Source organism: Flavobacterium mesophilum (assembly GCF_039581405.1).
GTDB lineage: Bacteria > Bacteroidota > Bacteroidia > Flavobacteriales > Flavobacteriaceae > Flavobacterium.
In genome coordinates, this window is record NZ_JBCPXZ010000011.1 from 17,626 (window position 1) to 34,209 (window position 16,584).

At 33.2% G+C, this 16,584-nt stretch carries 13 protein-coding genes; 5 read left to right on the forward strand and 8 right to left on the reverse strand.

The window, feature by feature from the left end:
• The first annotated feature begins 88 nt into the window (after positions 1-88).
• The 3 genes from AAYQ19_RS21930 to AAYQ19_RS21940 all read left to right on the forward strand — a co-directional run bounded on the left by AAYQ19_RS21930 (position 89) and on the right by AAYQ19_RS21940 (position 4,699).
• Positions 89-2,437 carry a S9 family peptidase gene (locus AAYQ19_RS21930; RefSeq protein ID WP_343539392.1) on the forward strand — a complete coding sequence of 783 codons (2,349 nt, stop codon included), beginning with the start codon at positions 89-91 and terminating at the stop codon, positions 2,435-2,437.
• A gap of 145 nt (positions 2,438-2,582) precedes the next feature.
• Positions 2,583-3,536 (forward strand): phosphoribosylaminoimidazolesuccinocarboxamide synthase, encoded by a 954-nt coding sequence (locus tag AAYQ19_RS21935; protein WP_343539394.1) that lies wholly within the window; start codon positions 2,583-2,585, stop codon positions 3,534-3,536.
• Positions 3,537-3,568: 32 nt separating this feature from the next.
• Positions 3,569-4,699 carry a glycoside hydrolase family 26 protein gene (locus tag AAYQ19_RS21940; protein WP_343539396.1) on the forward strand — a complete coding sequence of 377 codons (1,131 nt, stop codon included), beginning with the start codon at positions 3,569-3,571 and terminating at the stop codon, positions 4,697-4,699.
• Between the two features lie 60 nt (positions 4,700-4,759).
• Here AAYQ19_RS21940 and AAYQ19_RS21945 read toward each other — a convergent pair whose 3' ends face one another.
• A complete protein-coding gene (locus AAYQ19_RS21945) occupies positions 4,760-5,299 on the reverse strand; it encodes an SRPBCC family protein (protein WP_343539398.1) in 540 nt (179 codons plus the stop codon).
• A 372-nt stretch (positions 5,300-5,671) separates the two neighbouring features.
• On the opposite strand from AAYQ19_RS21945, the gene AAYQ19_RS21950 reads away from it, so the two are divergent.
• Entirely contained in the window at positions 5,672-6,055 is a 384-nt protein-coding gene (locus AAYQ19_RS21950) for an ankyrin repeat domain-containing protein (RefSeq protein ID WP_343539400.1), read from the forward strand.
• A 93-nt stretch (positions 6,056-6,148) separates the two neighbouring features.
• Here the strand turns inward: AAYQ19_RS21950 and AAYQ19_RS21955 are convergent, their stop codons facing one another.
• From AAYQ19_RS21955 to AAYQ19_RS21985, 7 genes are all read right to left on the reverse strand, one after another.
• Positions 6,149-6,751, reverse strand: coding sequence for a DUF2238 domain-containing protein (locus AAYQ19_RS21955; protein ID WP_343539403.1), 603 nt, complete (start codon positions 6,749-6,751; stop codon positions 6,149-6,151).
• 111 nt (positions 6,752-6,862) lie between these two features.
• Positions 6,863-9,961: an efflux RND transporter permease subunit gene (locus AAYQ19_RS21960; protein ID WP_343539405.1), complete on the reverse strand. Its 3,099-nt coding sequence runs from the start codon at positions 9,959-9,961 to the stop codon at positions 6,863-6,865.
• 4 nt (positions 9,962-9,965) lie between these two features.
• Entirely contained in the window at positions 9,966-11,051 is a 1,086-nt protein-coding gene (locus AAYQ19_RS21965) for an efflux RND transporter periplasmic adaptor subunit (RefSeq protein WP_343539407.1), read from the reverse strand.
• 12 nt (positions 11,052-11,063) lie between these two features.
• Positions 11,064-12,311: a TolC family protein gene (locus AAYQ19_RS21970; RefSeq protein ID WP_343539409.1), complete on the reverse strand. Its 1,248-nt coding sequence runs from the start codon at positions 12,309-12,311 to the stop codon at positions 11,064-11,066.
• An 87-nt stretch (positions 12,312-12,398) separates the two neighbouring features.
• The gene (locus tag AAYQ19_RS21975; RefSeq protein WP_343539412.1) at positions 12,399-13,757 is read right to left on the reverse strand and encodes a HAMP domain-containing sensor histidine kinase; all 1,359 of its coding nucleotides are present in this window, start codon (positions 13,755-13,757) and stop codon (positions 12,399-12,401) included.
• A complete protein-coding gene (locus AAYQ19_RS21980) occupies positions 13,754-14,434 on the reverse strand; it encodes a response regulator transcription factor (RefSeq protein WP_343539414.1) in 681 nt (226 codons plus the stop codon). Before AAYQ19_RS21980 ends, AAYQ19_RS21975 begins: the two co-directional genes overlap by 4 nt.
• A 57-nt stretch (positions 14,435-14,491) precedes the next feature.
• Positions 14,492-15,580 carry a M42 family metallopeptidase gene (locus tag AAYQ19_RS21985; protein WP_343539416.1) on the reverse strand — a complete coding sequence of 363 codons (1,089 nt, stop codon included), beginning with the start codon at positions 15,578-15,580 and terminating at the stop codon, positions 14,492-14,494.
• Positions 15,581-15,661: 81 nt separating this feature from the next.
• Here AAYQ19_RS21985 and AAYQ19_RS21990 point away from each other — a divergent pair, with 81 nt between their 5' ends.
• A complete protein-coding gene (locus AAYQ19_RS21990; protein ID WP_343539418.1) occupies positions 15,662-16,345 on the forward strand; it encodes a DUF4294 domain-containing protein in 684 nt (227 codons plus the stop codon).
• Positions 16,346-16,584 lie beyond the last annotated feature (239 nt).

Below are 16,584 nucleotides of genomic sequence, written 5' to 3' on the forward strand. Positions count from 1 at the left end.
GATGTTTAGTGTGTTGTATGGGTTGTGTGAAAAAGTATTTTTTTAATAGTTTTCAAAGTGTATTTTTGTTTTATCAAATACTACCAGCATGACAAAAAACATTTTTATCCTTGCTTTTTCCTTCTTTGCAATTACAGGAAATAGCCAAAAATTAAAATTAGAAGAAATAATGAAAGGTGAATCTTTCATTGGAAATCAGCCTACAAATGGACGGTGGTCTCCTGATGGGAAAAAGGTTTATTTTGAATGGAATCCAAAAGATGAATTAGGTACAAGCACTTATTTCTGGGAAAAAGGAATGACAAAACCTCAAATTGTTGAACCAAAAGAAGCTGTTTTTTCTCAAATGGATTTTAAATCAAAACCAGGTTCAGATGTGGTTTATTATGTAGATAAGGGAAGTCTGTATTCTTATTCCATAAAATCTAAAACAAGTAAAAAGTTGATTCAGCAGTCGGCAACAATTTCTAATTTGCAATTAGGAGCTGAAGCTGGTGTATTGTTTTTTTCTCAAAACGATAATATTTTTAAATACAACACGAAAGAAGGAACGGTTTTACAGATTACCAATTTTAGTAAAGGAACTAAAAAAGAAACAAAACCAGAAAAAGAGACTTTTTTAAATGCACAGCAAAAAGAATTATTCCAGTTTATTAGAGACAAAGAAGCTAAAAAACAATGGAATCTAGCGAAATCAAAAGCAGTTAAATCTGATTTTGCAAAAGAATATTTCTATGGAAAAGACAGATTTACAAGCTTGAAAGTAAATCCGAATGGGAATTTTGCGACTTTTAGATTAGTGGAAGAAGCAGAAACAAAATCTGAAAAAATGGAAGTATTTATTACTTCTGACGGATACAATCAAACTCCTGAAACAAAGGAAAAAGTATCGACAAGTAATTTTGTAAAAACGAAATTCGGAATTTATTCTGTTGCAAAAGATTCTGTTTATTACGTGAATTTTTCGACTTTAAGCCATATTCAAGATACGCCAAAATATTTTGAACAATATGATAATTTAAAAAATAAGCCAAAAGAAGATAAATTAATTGTTGCTCAAGCTCCTGTTTATAATGAAAACGGATCATTGGCAATTGTTGAAATCAGAAGCCAAGATAATAAAGACAGATGGTTGGTGAGCTTAAATCTTGACAAGGGAACTTTTGAAGAAATTGAGCATCAGCATGATGAAGCTTGGATTGGTGGACCTGGAATTCCATCGTATTCATTTGCATCAGGAAACATTGATTTTTTAGCTGATAACGAAACAGTTTATTTCCAATCAGAAGCTACGGGATATTCGCATTTATACACTTATAATTTAAAGACAAAAAAGAAAACGCAATTAACGAAGGGAAATTGGGAAGTTCGTGATGTGACGTTGTCTAAAGATAAAAAAGCGTTTTACTTAAGCACGAATACAACGCATCCAGGAAATAGAGAATTCTATAAATTATCTTTGGCAGATGGCGTTTTGCAACCAATTTTAACAAAAGATGGCGCTCATGAAGTAACATTGTCTCCAGATGAAAAAACATTATTAGTTCGTTATTCGTATAAAAATATTCCGTGGGATTTTTATGTTGCAGAAAATAAAAAGAATACTTCTCTACAACAAATTTCATCTTCAGTTTCGGAAGATTTTAAGAAATACCAATGGAGAACTCCTGAAGTTGTAACCTTTAAAGCGCAAGACGGAACTTCAGTAAATGCAAGAATTTATGTTCCAGCTCAGGATGTTAAAAACAGTGCAGCAATTATTTTTGTTCATGGTGCTGGATATCTTCAAAATGCACATAATTTTTGGAGCAATTATTACAGAGAATATATGTTCCATAATATGTTGACTGATTTAGGTTATACAGTTTTAGATATTGATTACAGAGGAAGCGACGGTTACGGACGTGATTTCAGAACTGGAATTTATCGTTTTATGGGAGGAAAAGATTTGTCTGATCATTTAGATGGCAAGAAAATGTTGGTTGAAAAATACGGTATTGATGCTAACAGAGTCGGAATTTATGGAGGTTCTTACGGAGGTTTCATGACATTAATGGGAATGTTGACAACTCCTGGTGAGTTTGCTTCGGGCGCGGCATTGCGTTCTGTAACAGACTGGGCTCACTACAATCACGGATACACTGGAAACATTTTGAACTTCCCTGAAACTGATCCAGAAGCTTACAAGAAAAGTTCACCAATTTATTTTGCAGATAACTTAAAAGGAAATTTAGTAATGCTGCACGGAATGGTGGATGACAATGTTGAATATAAAGATATTGTACGTTTGTCACAACGTTTCATCGAATTAGAGAAAAAGAATTGGAGTTTGGCTTCTTTTCCAGTTGAATCTCACGGTTTCAAAGAAACATATTCTTGGATTGACGAATACAGCCGAATCTTGAATTTCTTTAATTCGACACTTTTGAAGAAATAATTTTTAGTTGATGGTTTATAGTTGAAAGGTGTTTTTTGTGCTAAAAACCATCAACCAAAAACCATCAACTATCAACAACAAACATTTGCTTGCTCTTTTAAATAGTTTTAAATTTGCAATCATAAAAAACAACACACTACAAATAATGAGCAATACAATCACGACCACAAATTTTAATTTTCCGAATCAGAAATCAGTTTACCGCGGAAAAGTTAGAGAAGTTTACAATATCAACGACGAGCTTTTAGTAATGGTAGCAACGGATAGACTTTCTGCTTTTGATGTGGTTTTGCCAAAGGGAATTCCGTACAAAGGACAAATTTTGAACCAGATTGCGACAAAATTTATGGAATTGACTCAAGATATTGTTCCAAACTGGTTGATTGCTACTCCAGATCCAAACGTTGCTGTTGGGCATTTATGTGAGCCATTCAAAGTAGAAATGGTAATTCGTGGTTATGTTTCTGGACACGCAGCACGTGAATATGCAGCTGGAAAAAGACAAATTTGCGGTGTAACAATGGCTGAAGGTTTAAAAGAAAACGATAAATTTCCAGAACCAATTATTACGCCAACCACAAAAGCAGACAACGGTTCTCATGACGAAGATATTTCTCGTGAAGCTATTTTATCTAAGGGAATTGTTTCAGAAGAAGATTATTTGATTTTAGAAAAATACACTCGCGCTTTATTTCAAAGAGGAACTGAAATTGCAGCTTCTCGCGGATTGATTCTAGTAGACACAAAATATGAATTCGGGAAAACTAAAGACGGTGTTATCGTTTTGATTGATGAAATTCATACTCCAGATTCATCTCGTTATTTTTATGCTGACGGATATGCGGAAAGACAAGCAAAAGGTGAGGAGCAAAAACAATTGTCAAAAGAGTTTGTACGTCGTTGGTTAATTGAAAATGGTTTTCAAGGTCAAGAAGGACAACAAATCCCAGATATGAATGATGCATACATCGAATCTGTTTCTGAAAGATATATCGAATTATATGAGAATATCTTAGGAGAAAAATTCGTAAAAGCTGATATTGACAATATTGACAAACGTATTGAAAAAAACGTATTAGATTACTTAACATCTAAATAGTAATTTTCGGGTTTAAACTAATTATTTAAACCATGAAATTTATAAATACAAAAAATGCCTTTCTGTTCATCTTCATGACAGTTGGGCATTTTCTTTTTGCGCAAATAGATAAAAACGCAACAAAAGAAACTAAAATTCTATACCAAAATTTAAAGTTAATTTCAAAAAAGCATATTCTTTTTGGACATCAACATGCGCTGGAATATGGACATGGTTGGAAAAACGAATCGAATAAATCGGATGTAAAATCAGTCACCGGTTCTCATCCTGCGGTAGTTGGCGTAGATTTCAGCGATTTTTCAGGTCGACCAAAAGAAGTGATTGAAAAAGCAAAAGAATCGCTTCGGAAAAATGTTGTAGATACTTATGAACGTGGCGGAATTACTACTGTTTCTTGGCACTTCAATAATCCCGTTTCTGAAAATGGATTTTATTGGAAAGATTCTGTCTCTGTGCCCGCAATGTCTCTTATTAAAGTTGGTGGTTCAAATCATGAGCAATACAAAGAAATTCTAAAAACAATCGCAGATTTTGCGCATTCAGTCAAAGCAAAAGACGGAACATTGGCACCAATGATTTTCAGACCTTTTCACGAATTTGATGGCGATTGGTTTTGGTGGGGGAAAAAATATACTTCTCGTGAAGATTTTATTGCAGTCTGGCAGTTTACAGTTTCCTATTTAAGAGATACTTTAGGAGTTCACAATTTTATTTATGCTTTTTCGCCAGATGTCAGATTTAATTCAGAAGCCGAATATTTAGAGCGTTATCCGGGAGATGATTATGTCGATATGTTCGGTATGGATGATTATGCAGATTTTGGACGTGACGGAAAATATAATCTTGAAGCAGGCGTAAAGCGACTTAAAATAATTTCAGAATTGGCAATCAAAAAACAAAAATTGGCCGCTTTTACCGAAACAGGTTTAGAATCTGTACCAAATGAAAAGTGGTGGACAGAAGTGTTATTAAAAACTTTAAAATCAGAGCATTTAGAATTGGCTTATGTTTTAGTCTGGAGAAATGACAGCACAAGCCCTACGCATTATTATGCGCCGTTTCCCGGACAAGTAAGCGCACCAGATTTTGTCAAATTTTATAACGATCCTTTTACTTTGTTTGAAAAGGATTTAAAAAGTATTTATAAGAAGAATTTCAAATAAAAATTTAAAAGCCACAGATTTATAGATTTTAAAATCAATTAATTCTGTGGCTTTTCTTTTTTATTTTTCCATTTTTGTCTTTAAGTTTTCCAAGCCTTTTTGCAAATCATTTCCAATCATCTCATCCATTTTCATAAAGGGAAGCATAGCATTCATTGGATATGGAATAACGCCATTAATTCCCCATTTTACTTTTGTCTGATTTCCAGCAACGGTTTCTGTTGACATAAAACCTTCTGCGGTATCATTCATCGGTTCTTTAAAACGAAGTGCAAAGTCAATACGTTTTCCTTCTGTAATTTTAGTGATTTCTTGCTCACCAGATCCAACATTTTCTACTTCGCTCTCCCATGCTGATATTGACCCAACTTGTCCATCTATACCTAAAAAGGTTGATTTCATCTTCGGATCCATATTCGCCCAAACACTGAATTCATTTTGATTTTTTAATGATCTGACATAATTAAATACAGAATCAACAGGTTTGTTTATCGTTATTTCTCTTTCTACAGCATAATTTTTAGGCATAAAAAAGGCAGCTATAAGAACTACAACGACAATTATAACAATTACAAGTAAAATTTTTTTGACGATTTTCATAGTTTTTTTGGTTTTAAGGTTAGCGCTATTTTTTGTTTTCTAAATATACGCAAAATCTAACAATTTCAAGTGTTAGGTGTTGATTTTGAGTAAGATAAATTTATGTTTAAATGGCTTTAAATTAGAATGAGAAGAAATATTTATAAGATTTTTTATATTTTTTTTGATTTAAACTGTAACATATTGACTTTTTGTGCGTCTATTAAGAAAGCAAATTATTAACGTTCAGTTTGATTTTAAGCGCTTATATTAATTGAATGTTAAGAATTAGTTAAAACAAGGTACTGTGTAATGCATAATACAACAAAATGAATTACCTTTACATCGAAATTAAAAATCATCAATAATCAATCAATTTAACAATCAATCAACATGAAAAAGTCAGTAATTATTTTAGGAGTAGCTTTAGTAGCTTTTGCCAATGTTTCAATGGCAGCAAACCACACATCAATAGTTGGAAATCCAAAAATCGAAGTTTCTAGAAACTTTTCAGCACCATTACACGTAGCTGTGAGCAAAGGAGATTTAGAAGTAGTGAAAAAATTTATTGCTTATGGAGCCAATGTAAATGAGCAATCAGAGGATATGACGCCTTTGATGATCGCAGCACGATACAATAAAGTTGAGATTATCAAAGTTTTATTAGAAAATGGTGCTCGTCCAGAAGACAAAAATGAGCAAGGTTTTACAGCATTAAAATATGCACAATTGTCAAATGCAACTGAAGCAATTGCAATTTTAAAAGATTTAAAATAATACAGTTTAAATCTAGTTTGAGAGTTAGTATAGTAAACGGCCTTCCTTGAGCAGAGGGCCGTTTTTTTATTTGCCAAATTTTAATGGAATATTTCAAAAATCAATTTCTTGAATTTTCTTGTCTTGAAATTTAGAAAACAAAATTAGAGCCGTAATTGCCCCAATTGTTGCAAACAGCATATCTGATTGCGTGTCCCAAACATAGCCTTGAGTTCCTAAAAAGGCATCGCCACCATCTCCGGTCGCTAAAGAAACAAACCATTCTATAAATTCATAAGCAGCACTTATTGCCAGACAAATGCTGACAATTATAAAATTGAAAAAGCTTTTATTGCTGATAACTGCTTTACGAATAAAAAGTTCTCGAATAATCATTGCAGGAACAAAACCCTGTGCAAAATGCCCGACTTTATCATAATTATTTCGGCTTTGATCGAAAACTTCTTTTATATAATCAAATAACGGAACTTCGGCGTAAGTATAATGTCCGCCAACGAATAAAATTATGCAATGTACCAGAATCAAGGTATAAGTAAAATTGGTAAATCTAAATTTTTTGAAAGTGAACGCTAAAATCAAAAAACCAATTATTGCGGGAATAATTTCAAGAAAACAGGTAAAACCTTCTTTCGGATTTATAACTGAAGCTAATAAGGAAATCGAGAAAATGGCAATCAAAAAATAGATGTATTTCATATTTCATTTTATAAGATATCCTGCAAGATATTAAACTAAAACGGAATGAAAATAAAAAAAGCACCATTAAAAATTAATGATGCTTTTCCGCTGAACTAAGTTGTTTTAAGTTTATTCAATTGGAACATTTTTCTTACGGTTGAAAACCCAGAAAATAATTGGGAAAACCAATAATGTTAAAATTGTTGCTGTAACCAAACCACCTATAATCACAATAGCTAATGGTTTTTGCGATTCAGAACCAATTCCTGTTGAAATTGCCGCTGGCATCAACCCGATTGAAGCCATTAATGCCGTCATAACTACCGCTCTTGTTCTTGCTTTTACACCCATAAAAATGGATTCTTCAAGAGTAAATTTAGCCTTGAGATTATGATGAAATTCTGAAATCAGGATAACACCATTTTGAATACAGATTCCTAATAAGGCAATAAAACCTACACCTGCCGAGATTCCAAAGTTCATTCCTGTAATATGCAATGCGATAATCCCACCAATTACAGCAAAAGGAACATTTGCAAGAACAAGCAGTGAATCTTTAATATTTCCAAATAAAATAAACAGCAAAACAAATATTCCAATTAAACTGATTGGGACTACTTGAGCCAAACGTGCACTTGCGCGAACCTGATTTTCAAATTCTCCTGTCCAGCCCGTTGTATAGCCTGCTGGTAATTTTAATTCATTTACTTTTGATTGCGCTTCGGCAATTGTACTTCCTAGATCTCGATCACGAACAGAGAATTTTACTCCAATAAAACGTTTTGTATTGTCTCTGTAAATAAATGCCGGCCCCGTTATGGTTTTCAAATCACAGATTTCTTTCAACGGAATTTTAACGCCGCTGATTGTTGGCACTTTTAATTCGGCTAAATCAACTTCATCTTTTCGGTATTCTTTTAGAAAACGAACTCTTACATCAAATTTCTTTTCATCTTCATATTTCTCAGTTGCTGTTTTTCCTCCAAAAGCCAACTCTAAAACCGCTTGCGCATCACTTAAAGTTACTCCATAAGCCGCCATTTTTTCTCGATCTAAAATGACACTGATTTCAGGTTGACCGACATTTCTAAGAATTCCGACATCTTTTATACCTGGGATATTTTTGATTTTTGCTAAAACTTCGTTCGATAATTCGTCTAATTTATCTAAATCATCACCATATATTTTAACTGCGTTTGAAGCTTTGAAACCCGCAACAGATTCGGCTACGTTATCAATAACCGGTTGCGAATAATTATAGGTAATACCTTGGTGAATTTTCAGTTTTTCATCCATTTGATTGATTAGATCATCCATAGAAATTTTTCGCGTCCATTCTGATTTTGGTTTCAAATCTACCTGAAGCTGAATAAATCCAAATCCGTTTGGATCTGTTCCGTCATTGCTTCGTCCAGTTTGAGAAAGCACTTTTTTAACTTCAGGAAAACTCTCCAGGTCTTTTCGAATCATAGCGGCTGTTTGCACACTTTCAGGAAGAGAGGTGCTCATTGGCAATTCTGCAGTAACCCATAATGCTCCTTCATTTAATTGCGGAAGAAACTCGGTTCCTAAAAAAGTGGCCGAAAAGAACACAGATGCTAAAATGGCGATAGAAGCAATAAGTGTTTTTGATTTATGTTTAAAGGTCCAAGCAAAACCTTTTCCAACAATTCTGTCCCAGAAATTCACAAATGGATTGTGTTTTTCTTTCACATTTTTATTTAATAAAATATGAGATAAAACAGGTACTAACGTTAGAGTGAAAAGTAATGCGCCCATCAAAGCAAATCCTAAAGTGTAGGCTAGAGGAGAGAACATTTTACCTTCCACTTTCTGAAATGAAAATATTGGCAATAAAGCAGTGATGATGATCAATTTAGAAAAGAAAATGGCTTTTCCCATTTCAGTTCCAGTTTTTTTGATCAAGCTTCCTTTGGCAATTTTATTGAATTTTTCCATTCCCAATTGATGCGCTCGATGATCAAGAACTACAAATAATCCTTCAACCATAACGACTGCTCCATCAATAATAATCCCAAAGTCAACCGCGCCTAAACTCAGCAAGTTGGCACTCATTCCCATCATTTTCAAACACAGAAATGCAAATAATAGTGATAAAGGAATGACAATGGAAACCGTAAAGGTAGTTCGCCAGTCGGCCATGAATAAAAATACAACACAAGTAACCAGAATAATTCCTTCAAATAAATTATGCATTACGGTTTCGGTCGTGAAATTCATTAAATTATCACGGTCGTAAAAGGTCTCGATTTTAATATCCTTTGGCAGAACATTATCGTTCAAGTCTTTTATTTTGTCTTTGATCAATGCCAAAGTTTCTTTGGCATTTTCGCCTTTTCGCATTACAATGATTCCTTCAACGGCATCATCATTTTTACCAATTCCGGTTTGACCAACTCTCGGCATTGCGCTTTGGTAAACTGAAGCGACATTTTTAACCAAAATCGGATTTCCTCCAGCATCATCAACAATTATATTTTCAATATCTGAAATGGATTTCAAAAGTCCGACACCGCGTACAACAAATGCTTGTCCATTTTTTTCAATAATATCGCCACCAACGTTTAAGTTTCCGCCATTTACTGCATTGTAAACTTGCAAAGGAGTAATGTTGTATTTAGCCAATTTAATTGGATCGACACCAACTTCATAGGTTTTGGTTTGTCCTCCAAAAACATTTAAATCGGCTACACCTGGAACGGCACGCAATTGTTTGTCGATAACCCAGTTTTGATAGGTCAATAATTCTCTACTATCACGGCTGTCGCTTTTTACAATATATCTAAAGATTTCTCCCGTTGGCCCGTAAGGTGGCTGAACATCTGGTTCGACATCATCAGGAAGAGAAACATTTTTTAATAAATTATTTACCTGCAAACGTGCAAAAGTATCATCGACACCATCATCAAAAATGATTTTGATTACTGATAATCCAAACATTGTAATACTGCGGACGCTGGTTTTCTTTTGTACCGAGTTCATTGAAATCTCAATTGGAGAAGTCACAAAACGCTCCACTTCTTCGGCACTTTTCCCATTCCATTGCGTAATGATGATGATTTGTGTATTGGTCACATCAGGAAAGGCGTCAATTGGCATATTTTTGAACGAAATAAATCCCGCAACAGCCAATAATCCCACCCAAAAAAAGGTGAATGCTTTATTCTTAAGCGAAAAAGCAATTATGTTTCTAATGAATTTGTTCATTTTCTTATTCGTTTAAGGCGCGGTAAATAAATAACTGATTGTTTGTAATGACTTTTTCGTTTTCTTTTAAGCCACTTGATATATAAGTAGTTTTTCCAACAACTCTATAAACATCGACTTGTCTGGTTTCAATATTGTTACGGTCTTTAAAAATCATTACAAAGTTTTTGCTTTTGTCAAAAACAATCGCCTCACTAGGAATAGCAATCATTGATTTATCTTCTTTAAATGATAATTTGATGTTTGCATTCATATCAGGTTTTAGTAAATAATCATGATTTTGCAATTTGATTCTGGCCTGCATTGCTTTGGTTTCTGGATCAATGACGTTGAAAATTTTATCTACTTTTCCTTTAAAAACTTTATCCGGATAACTTAACGTAGTGACATCGGCATCAATTCCAAGTTTTACTTTGTTGATATCCATTTCATTGATGTTGGCCATCGCCCAAACCTCGCTTATTTCGGCAATGTCAAAAATATTTTCAGAACGGTCATTTCTTAAAAGCATGTCTTGATTGATGCTTTTTTGAATAATAAAGCCGCTTATTGGTGCAGTAACTTCATAAATTGAGCCTGCTTTGATGTTGTAGATTTTATACGTTTCCTGAATTTTGCTTAATTGTGATTGTGCTTTTGTCACTTCAGATTTTGCTTGAAGGACGTCGCTCTCAGAATTTAATTTTCCGTCAAATAACTCTTGAGCTACTTTCAGATTGTTTTTGGCAACCAATAAATCACTTTTTGCATCTAGTGATTGTTTTTCAAAATCGGCAACATCAGTACTTCTAATAGTGGCTAGAACTTGTCCTTTTTTAACATAATCTCCAAGCTCGACATTTACTTTGATCACATTTCCTCCAACCAAAGGATAAACATCAATCATTTTATTATTGTCGGCGGTAATTTTCCCGTAAAAATTCAGTTCGTTTGTTACAGGTTGCGTTTGCGCTACAGCTGTAGAAGTTGTTTTTAGCATAGCATCACTCAAAACAAAAGAAGAGTTTGTTTGCGGATTTTCCACCTCTTTTTTGCAGCTAGCCAGAGATAGACTTACAATTGCAATTCCTATGATTAATTTATGTTTCATCTTTGTATATTTTTAGAATAAGTCTTTATTGATTGTACTATTTAATTCTTCACCAGAAAGAGCAAGCTTTTTCTTCAATTCATTTACTAGAATTGTGGCTTGATTGTAGCTTTCCATAAAATCGGTAAACTCTAGCAAGCTTACGTTTCGTTTTTGAAAATTGGTCAGCATTCCGTTGTAAACGGCTTCAAAATCTGCATTAACGGTCGGTTTTAGTACCGAATAATTTTTACGAGATTCATCCCATTTATTCCAAGCCGATGTGATTTCAGTTTGCAGTTGCAATTCAAAATTTTGCTTTTCAATTTTTGATTGTTCCAAAATGGTTTGCGCATATTTGATGTTTCCTTTGTTTTTATTCCAAAGCGGCAACGGAATTCCAAGTGAAACATTTGCTTCTTTATTAAAAGCACCGCCACGTTGATCATAATTTGCGCCTAAAGTAAGATCAGGAATCGAAAGTGATTTTTGCCATTTTACATTTAGTGCATTCGCATCAATTTCTTTTTGTTTTGCCAAATAATCAGGTCTGTTTGCGATTGCTTGATCTTGCAACGATTTTAAATCAAAATCAATGGTTTTTAAATATTTGCTGAATTCTTCTTTAGAAACTTCTGGAACTACATTTTCAGTCGTATTCAATAATAATCGTAAATTGCTTTGTTCTTCAATATTATCATTTACAACTTCCATTCTTTCATTCTTAAAATTGAGATACAGCGACTGTAGACGAACAACATCTTTTAATGGAATATTCCCTTTTTGTGCTTGTATAGAATAAGAATTTATCAAATCTTCTATATGAGCTAACTGTTGATCTGTTGTTTCTAAACTTTTTGTATTGTAATAAACGGTGTAGAAACTTTTTCGTAATTGAAGTTTTAGTGTCCTTAAAAGATCATTGAACTGTAATTCGGCTAATTGTTCATTGGTCTGAGCCAATTTTACTTCATTGCGCTTTTTTCCTCCTAAATAAATTAATTGCTCAATGCCAAATGATTTCTGACCTTCTTTTCCAACATCAAAATATTTGTTGGCGTCTGGATTGTAAGCATTCAATTCTGCTGATAAAGTTGGATTATCCCAAATTTTCGCTTGAATTGTCAGCGCTTTTGATGCATCTATATTATATTGTGATGCGAGCAGAAAAAGATTGTTTTTAAGAAATTGGCTTTCACAGTCTTGAAGAGTGACTGTTTTTTGAGCCATTACTGCCTGATTAAGTAATATGAGCAGAAATAGTGCATACAGTTTTTTCATTGTATCAATTTTAAGTTGTACAAATATGCTATGAGCAGACTTTAAGAGACCTTAAATTCTACCTTAAAAATACCTTAAAAAAGAATATTAATGAAAGAAAAGCTGAAATAAATTTGTGTTTTCTTCTGGAACACTGTAAGTTATGGTTGAATTGTGCAGTGTTAAGATACGTTGAACAATACGCAGTCCGAGTCCGAAACCTGAAGTACCTTTGGCATTTTTTCCGCGCATAAAAGGTTGAAAAAGATTTTGCTGTTCTTTTTCAGTCAGCGTATTTCCAGTATTTGATATTGAAAGAATTAGATGTTCATTTTGTGTTCCAATTACAACTTTGGCTTGTTTGTTATTTGAATATACGCATGCATTTTTTAGAACATTGCTTACAGCGATTTCCAAAAGATTTTTGTTTCCTTTGACTTCTAATGCAGAATCTAAATTCTCGCTTTCTTCCATTTCAAAAAGAATAACGAAATCCGGAAAGCTTTTGTTTAAATTTTCAATTGCTGAAAACAAAATTTCATCCATTCGATGTACTTCGTTGTTTTCATGGTTTTTTGAATCAATTTTCGAAAGAATTAATAGGGAATTGATTAATTCAGTTAATTGATTGACATCAGATAAAATAACTTTTAAGAATGATTTTCCTTTTTCTGATGTTGCAGGATCTGCAGCAACATTTTCTATTTGAGATGTAATTCGCGATAAAGGCGTTCTAAGTTCGTGAGATGCATTTGCGGTAAATTCTTTTTGCCTTTGATAGGAAATCTCAATTCGGTCCATCATGAAATTAAATTCGTTTGCAATCAAATCAATTTCATTTTTATTGCTTTTGGATTCGACACGTGTGTCAAGATTGTTTTCGTTTATATTTTTGATTTTCTGATGAAATACATTCAAAGGATTCATAGCCTTTTTTACCATAAATGAAGTTAGAACCCAACAAATGCAAGTAAAAAAGATATAGGAAACAATTAGAGTGTAACGAAGAAAAAGAAGTTTTCGTTTTCCATAATCGTCAGTTGCTGAAATTAAAGCATAAAAATCGCGGTCTTTTGTATCATAAAAAACACCGTAAACTTCATAATTGCCTTGTTGTTTAAAGAATGTTTTATGTTTTTTAAGATATTTTAAATCTTCAACAGACCAATTTATTTTAGCATCATCGATACTGCTGTAAATTAGTTTAAAATGAGAATCAAAAACCAAAGTCTTTTCATCGTATAGTTTATTAATAGAATTTTGGTCGATAATTTTTAAAAGCTGATCGTCGACTTCCTTTACATTTACCAAAAGTTTGATATTAGAAAGCGCTTTTATTTCTAATCGATCTCGAAACTCTTCTTTTCTAAAATTAGAGTACAAAACAAATATCACAGTAGAAGCCAATCCAAAAAGGATGGTAAAAAGCAAACTTACTAAAAGTGATATTCTGTTTTTTAATGTCATTCTTGGTTGCTTAAATAATATCCGTATCCAACTTTTGTTCGAATAAGTTTTATTTCGTGATCTTTATCTATTTTCTTGCGAAGAAAGTTTATGTAAACTTCAATTGTATTTTGATTGGTTTCAATATGGTAATCCCAGAGTTTTTCGGCGATAAATTGTTTCGACAAAACTTTTCCTTTGGCATGAGCCAAAATCATAATCAATTTGAATTCTTTTGGAGTAAGTTTGATTTCTTCACCAGATCGAAAAACTTTCATTTCTTCTTCAAGAATTTCTAAGTCTTCAATTAAAATCTTTTTTTCAGTTTGTTGCGGAATATCTTTTCGTCTTAAAAGCGATAAAATACGAGCATATAATTCTTCAAAGTGAAAGGGCTTGACAAGATAATCATCAGATCCATTTTCAAAAGCAGTTAATTTATCATCAATTTCACTAAAAGCAGTAAGCATGATAATAGGCGTTTTTTTATCGGTTTCTCGAATGCCTTTGCAAACATCAAAACCGTTTAGACCTGGTACATTTATATCAAGAATAATTAAGTCAAATTCAGATGAAGTATATTTTTTTAATAATAAGGCTCCATCATAATAAGGAACACACTCGAAGTTCTTCGAAGTAAAGAATGCTACTATTTCTTTAGATAAAGTAAAATCGTCCTCGAGTAATAAAATTTTCATATAGAGTTGGTTTGTAAATTAGGCTGCTCGTACAAACAGCCTAATTTATCAGAAATATTATTTGAAATAAGAAAAAGTCTCGTTGTTTTCAATTTTCAACAATGATTCATAAATCAACTGAATTACATTTTCGACATCTTCTCTATGCACCATTTCAACAGTAGTATGCATATAGCGCAAAGGCAATGAAATCAACGCCGATGCTACACCGCCATTGCTGTATGCGAAAGCATCAGTGTCAGTTCCCGTAGCGCTTGAAGTAGCGTTACGCTGAAACGGAATTTTCTTTTCTTCTGCCGTATCAACAATTAAATCACGCAATTTGTTTTGAACTGCTGGTGAATAGGCAATAACAGGGCCTTTCCCCATTTTTAAATCGCCTTCAACTTTTTTATCAATCATCGGCGTATTGGTATCATGACATACGTCAGTAATAATCGCAACATTTGGTTTTATGGTGTGAGCAATCATTTCAGCACCGCGAAGACCAATTTCTTCTTGAACAGAATTCACGATATACAATCCAAACGGAAGTGTTTTTTTGTTTTCGTGAAGAAGCCTTGCAACTTCAGCAATCATAAAGCCACCCATTCTGTTATCAATGGCGCGACAAACAAATTTATTTTCGTTCAAAATCATAAATTCATCAGGATAGGTGATTACACATCCTACATGAACTCCAAGAGCTTCAACTTGTTCTTTGGTCTCACAACCTAAATCAATAAAAATATTGCTCAATTTTGGAGCTTCTTCTTTGTCACGCATGCGTGTATGAATGGCAGGCCATCCAAAAACACCTTTAACGATTCCTTTTTTAGTATGTATATCGACTCTTTTTGAAGGTGCAATTTGGTGATCAGAACCACCATTGCGTATTACATAGATTAATCCGTCATCAGTAATATAATTAACGTACCATGAAATCTCATCGGCATGGCCTTCAATTACCACTTTAAAAGGAGCATCGGGATTAATGACTCCAACTGCTGTTCCATAAGTATCAGTAATAAAGTTGTCTACATAAGGTTTTAAATATTGCATCCAAAGTTTTTGCCCCTCGCTTTCGTATCCAGTAGGTGAGGCGTTATTTAGGTAGCTTTCCAAGAAAGCAATAGAAGTATCTTTTAAGATAGAATTTGAACTCATAAAAATATTTTTTTGCTAATTTATAAATTTGGTATTAGAGTTGTGTATAAATATATAATTTTACATTTAAATTATGACTCGATGAAATTTAACTGCATTCTTTTATTTCTTGTATTGCTTTCATTTTCAACCAATGCACAGGTAACTCCAAAAGAGAACCAGCAAATGGGATATGTTTTAACAGAGAAGGATTCCATTCTTAATGACACCATTGAGTTGCCAGAGATTATTATCACTAAAGAAAAGCTAGATCCCGAAGCTCAGAAGCAATTTTTGATTCTTCAAAACAGAGTTTATAAAGTATATCCGTATGCTAAGTTAGCTGCAGATAGATTGACGGCATTAAACAATGGAATGGCGCGTTTGAATTCAAATCGTGAGAAAAAGAAATATTTTAAAATTGTAGAAGATTATCTCAACAATGAATTTGAAGACAGACTTAAAAAACTTTCCAGAAAACAAGGGCAGATTCTTGTAAAATTGGTCCATCGCCAAACAGGAATCACCACTTATGACCTAATTAAAAATTTAAAAAGCGGATTCAAAGCGTTTGTTTCGAACACCACAGCCAATTTATTTGATATAAGTTTGAAAAAAGAATATAAACCATATGAAGTCAATGAAGATTATTTAATTGAAACAATTCTTCAACGAGCCTTTGCGTCTGGAAGATTAGTTAATCAGAAAGCTGCAAATCCTGTTGACTACAATGATTTAATGGCAAAGTGGGAAGAAAAAGCAAAAGCACAAGCTGCGGATAAATAAAAGGAATCTCTACAATATACAATTGGATTAATTTTCATTTCGAACCCGACAAGTTTTGGAACTTGCCGGGTTTCTTTTTGTTGATGCATAATATATATGTAGAAGTTTGCACTATTATATATAGGAGTAATTCTCTTTTCAACCCGGCAGGTTTTCAAAACCTGTCGGGTTTGTTTTTGTATGCATATAATATATGAGTACATCTTGCCCGTGCGAGCGGAGCCGAAGCCCTTCGTTTT

Bases quoted from the DNA above. Each gene is read 5' to 3' on its own strand.
- AAYQ19_RS21930 (WP_343539392.1), top strand. From the start codon at position 89: ATGACAAAAAACATTTTTATCCTTGCTTTTTCCTTCTTTGCAATTACA.
- AAYQ19_RS21935 (WP_343539394.1), top strand. From the start codon at position 2,583: ATGAGCAATACAATCACGACCACAAATTTTAATTTTCCGAATCAGAAA.
- AAYQ19_RS21940 (WP_343539396.1), top strand. From the start codon at position 3,569: ATGAAATTTATAAATACAAAAAATGCCTTTCTGTTCATCTTCATGACA.
- AAYQ19_RS21945 (WP_343539398.1), bottom strand. From the start codon at position 5,299: ATGAAAATCGTCAAAAAAATTTTACTTGTAATTGTTATAATTGTCGTT.
- AAYQ19_RS21950 (WP_343539400.1), top strand. From the start codon at position 5,672: ATGAAAAAGTCAGTAATTATTTTAGGAGTAGCTTTAGTAGCTTTTGCC.
- AAYQ19_RS21955 (WP_343539403.1), bottom strand. From the start codon at position 6,751: ATGAAATACATCTATTTTTTGATTGCCATTTTCTCGATTTCCTTATTA.
- AAYQ19_RS21960 (WP_343539405.1), bottom strand. From the start codon at position 9,961: ATGAACAAATTCATTAGAAACATAATTGCTTTTTCGCTTAAGAATAAA.
- AAYQ19_RS21965 (WP_343539407.1), bottom strand. From the start codon at position 11,051: ATGAAACATAAATTAATCATAGGAATTGCAATTGTAAGTCTATCTCTG.
- AAYQ19_RS21970 (WP_343539409.1), bottom strand. From the start codon at position 12,311: ATGAAAAAACTGTATGCACTATTTCTGCTCATATTACTTAATCAGGCA.
- AAYQ19_RS21975 (WP_343539412.1), bottom strand. From the start codon at position 13,757: ATGACATTAAAAAACAGAATATCACTTTTAGTAAGTTTGCTTTTTACC.
- AAYQ19_RS21980 (WP_343539414.1), bottom strand. From the start codon at position 14,434: ATGAAAATTTTATTACTCGAGGACGATTTTACTTTATCTAAAGAAATA.
- AAYQ19_RS21985 (WP_343539416.1), bottom strand. From the start codon at position 15,580: ATGAGTTCAAATTCTATCTTAAAAGATACTTCTATTGCTTTCTTGGAA.
- AAYQ19_RS21990 (WP_343539418.1), top strand. From the start codon at position 15,662: ATGAAATTTAACTGCATTCTTTTATTTCTTGTATTGCTTTCATTTTCA.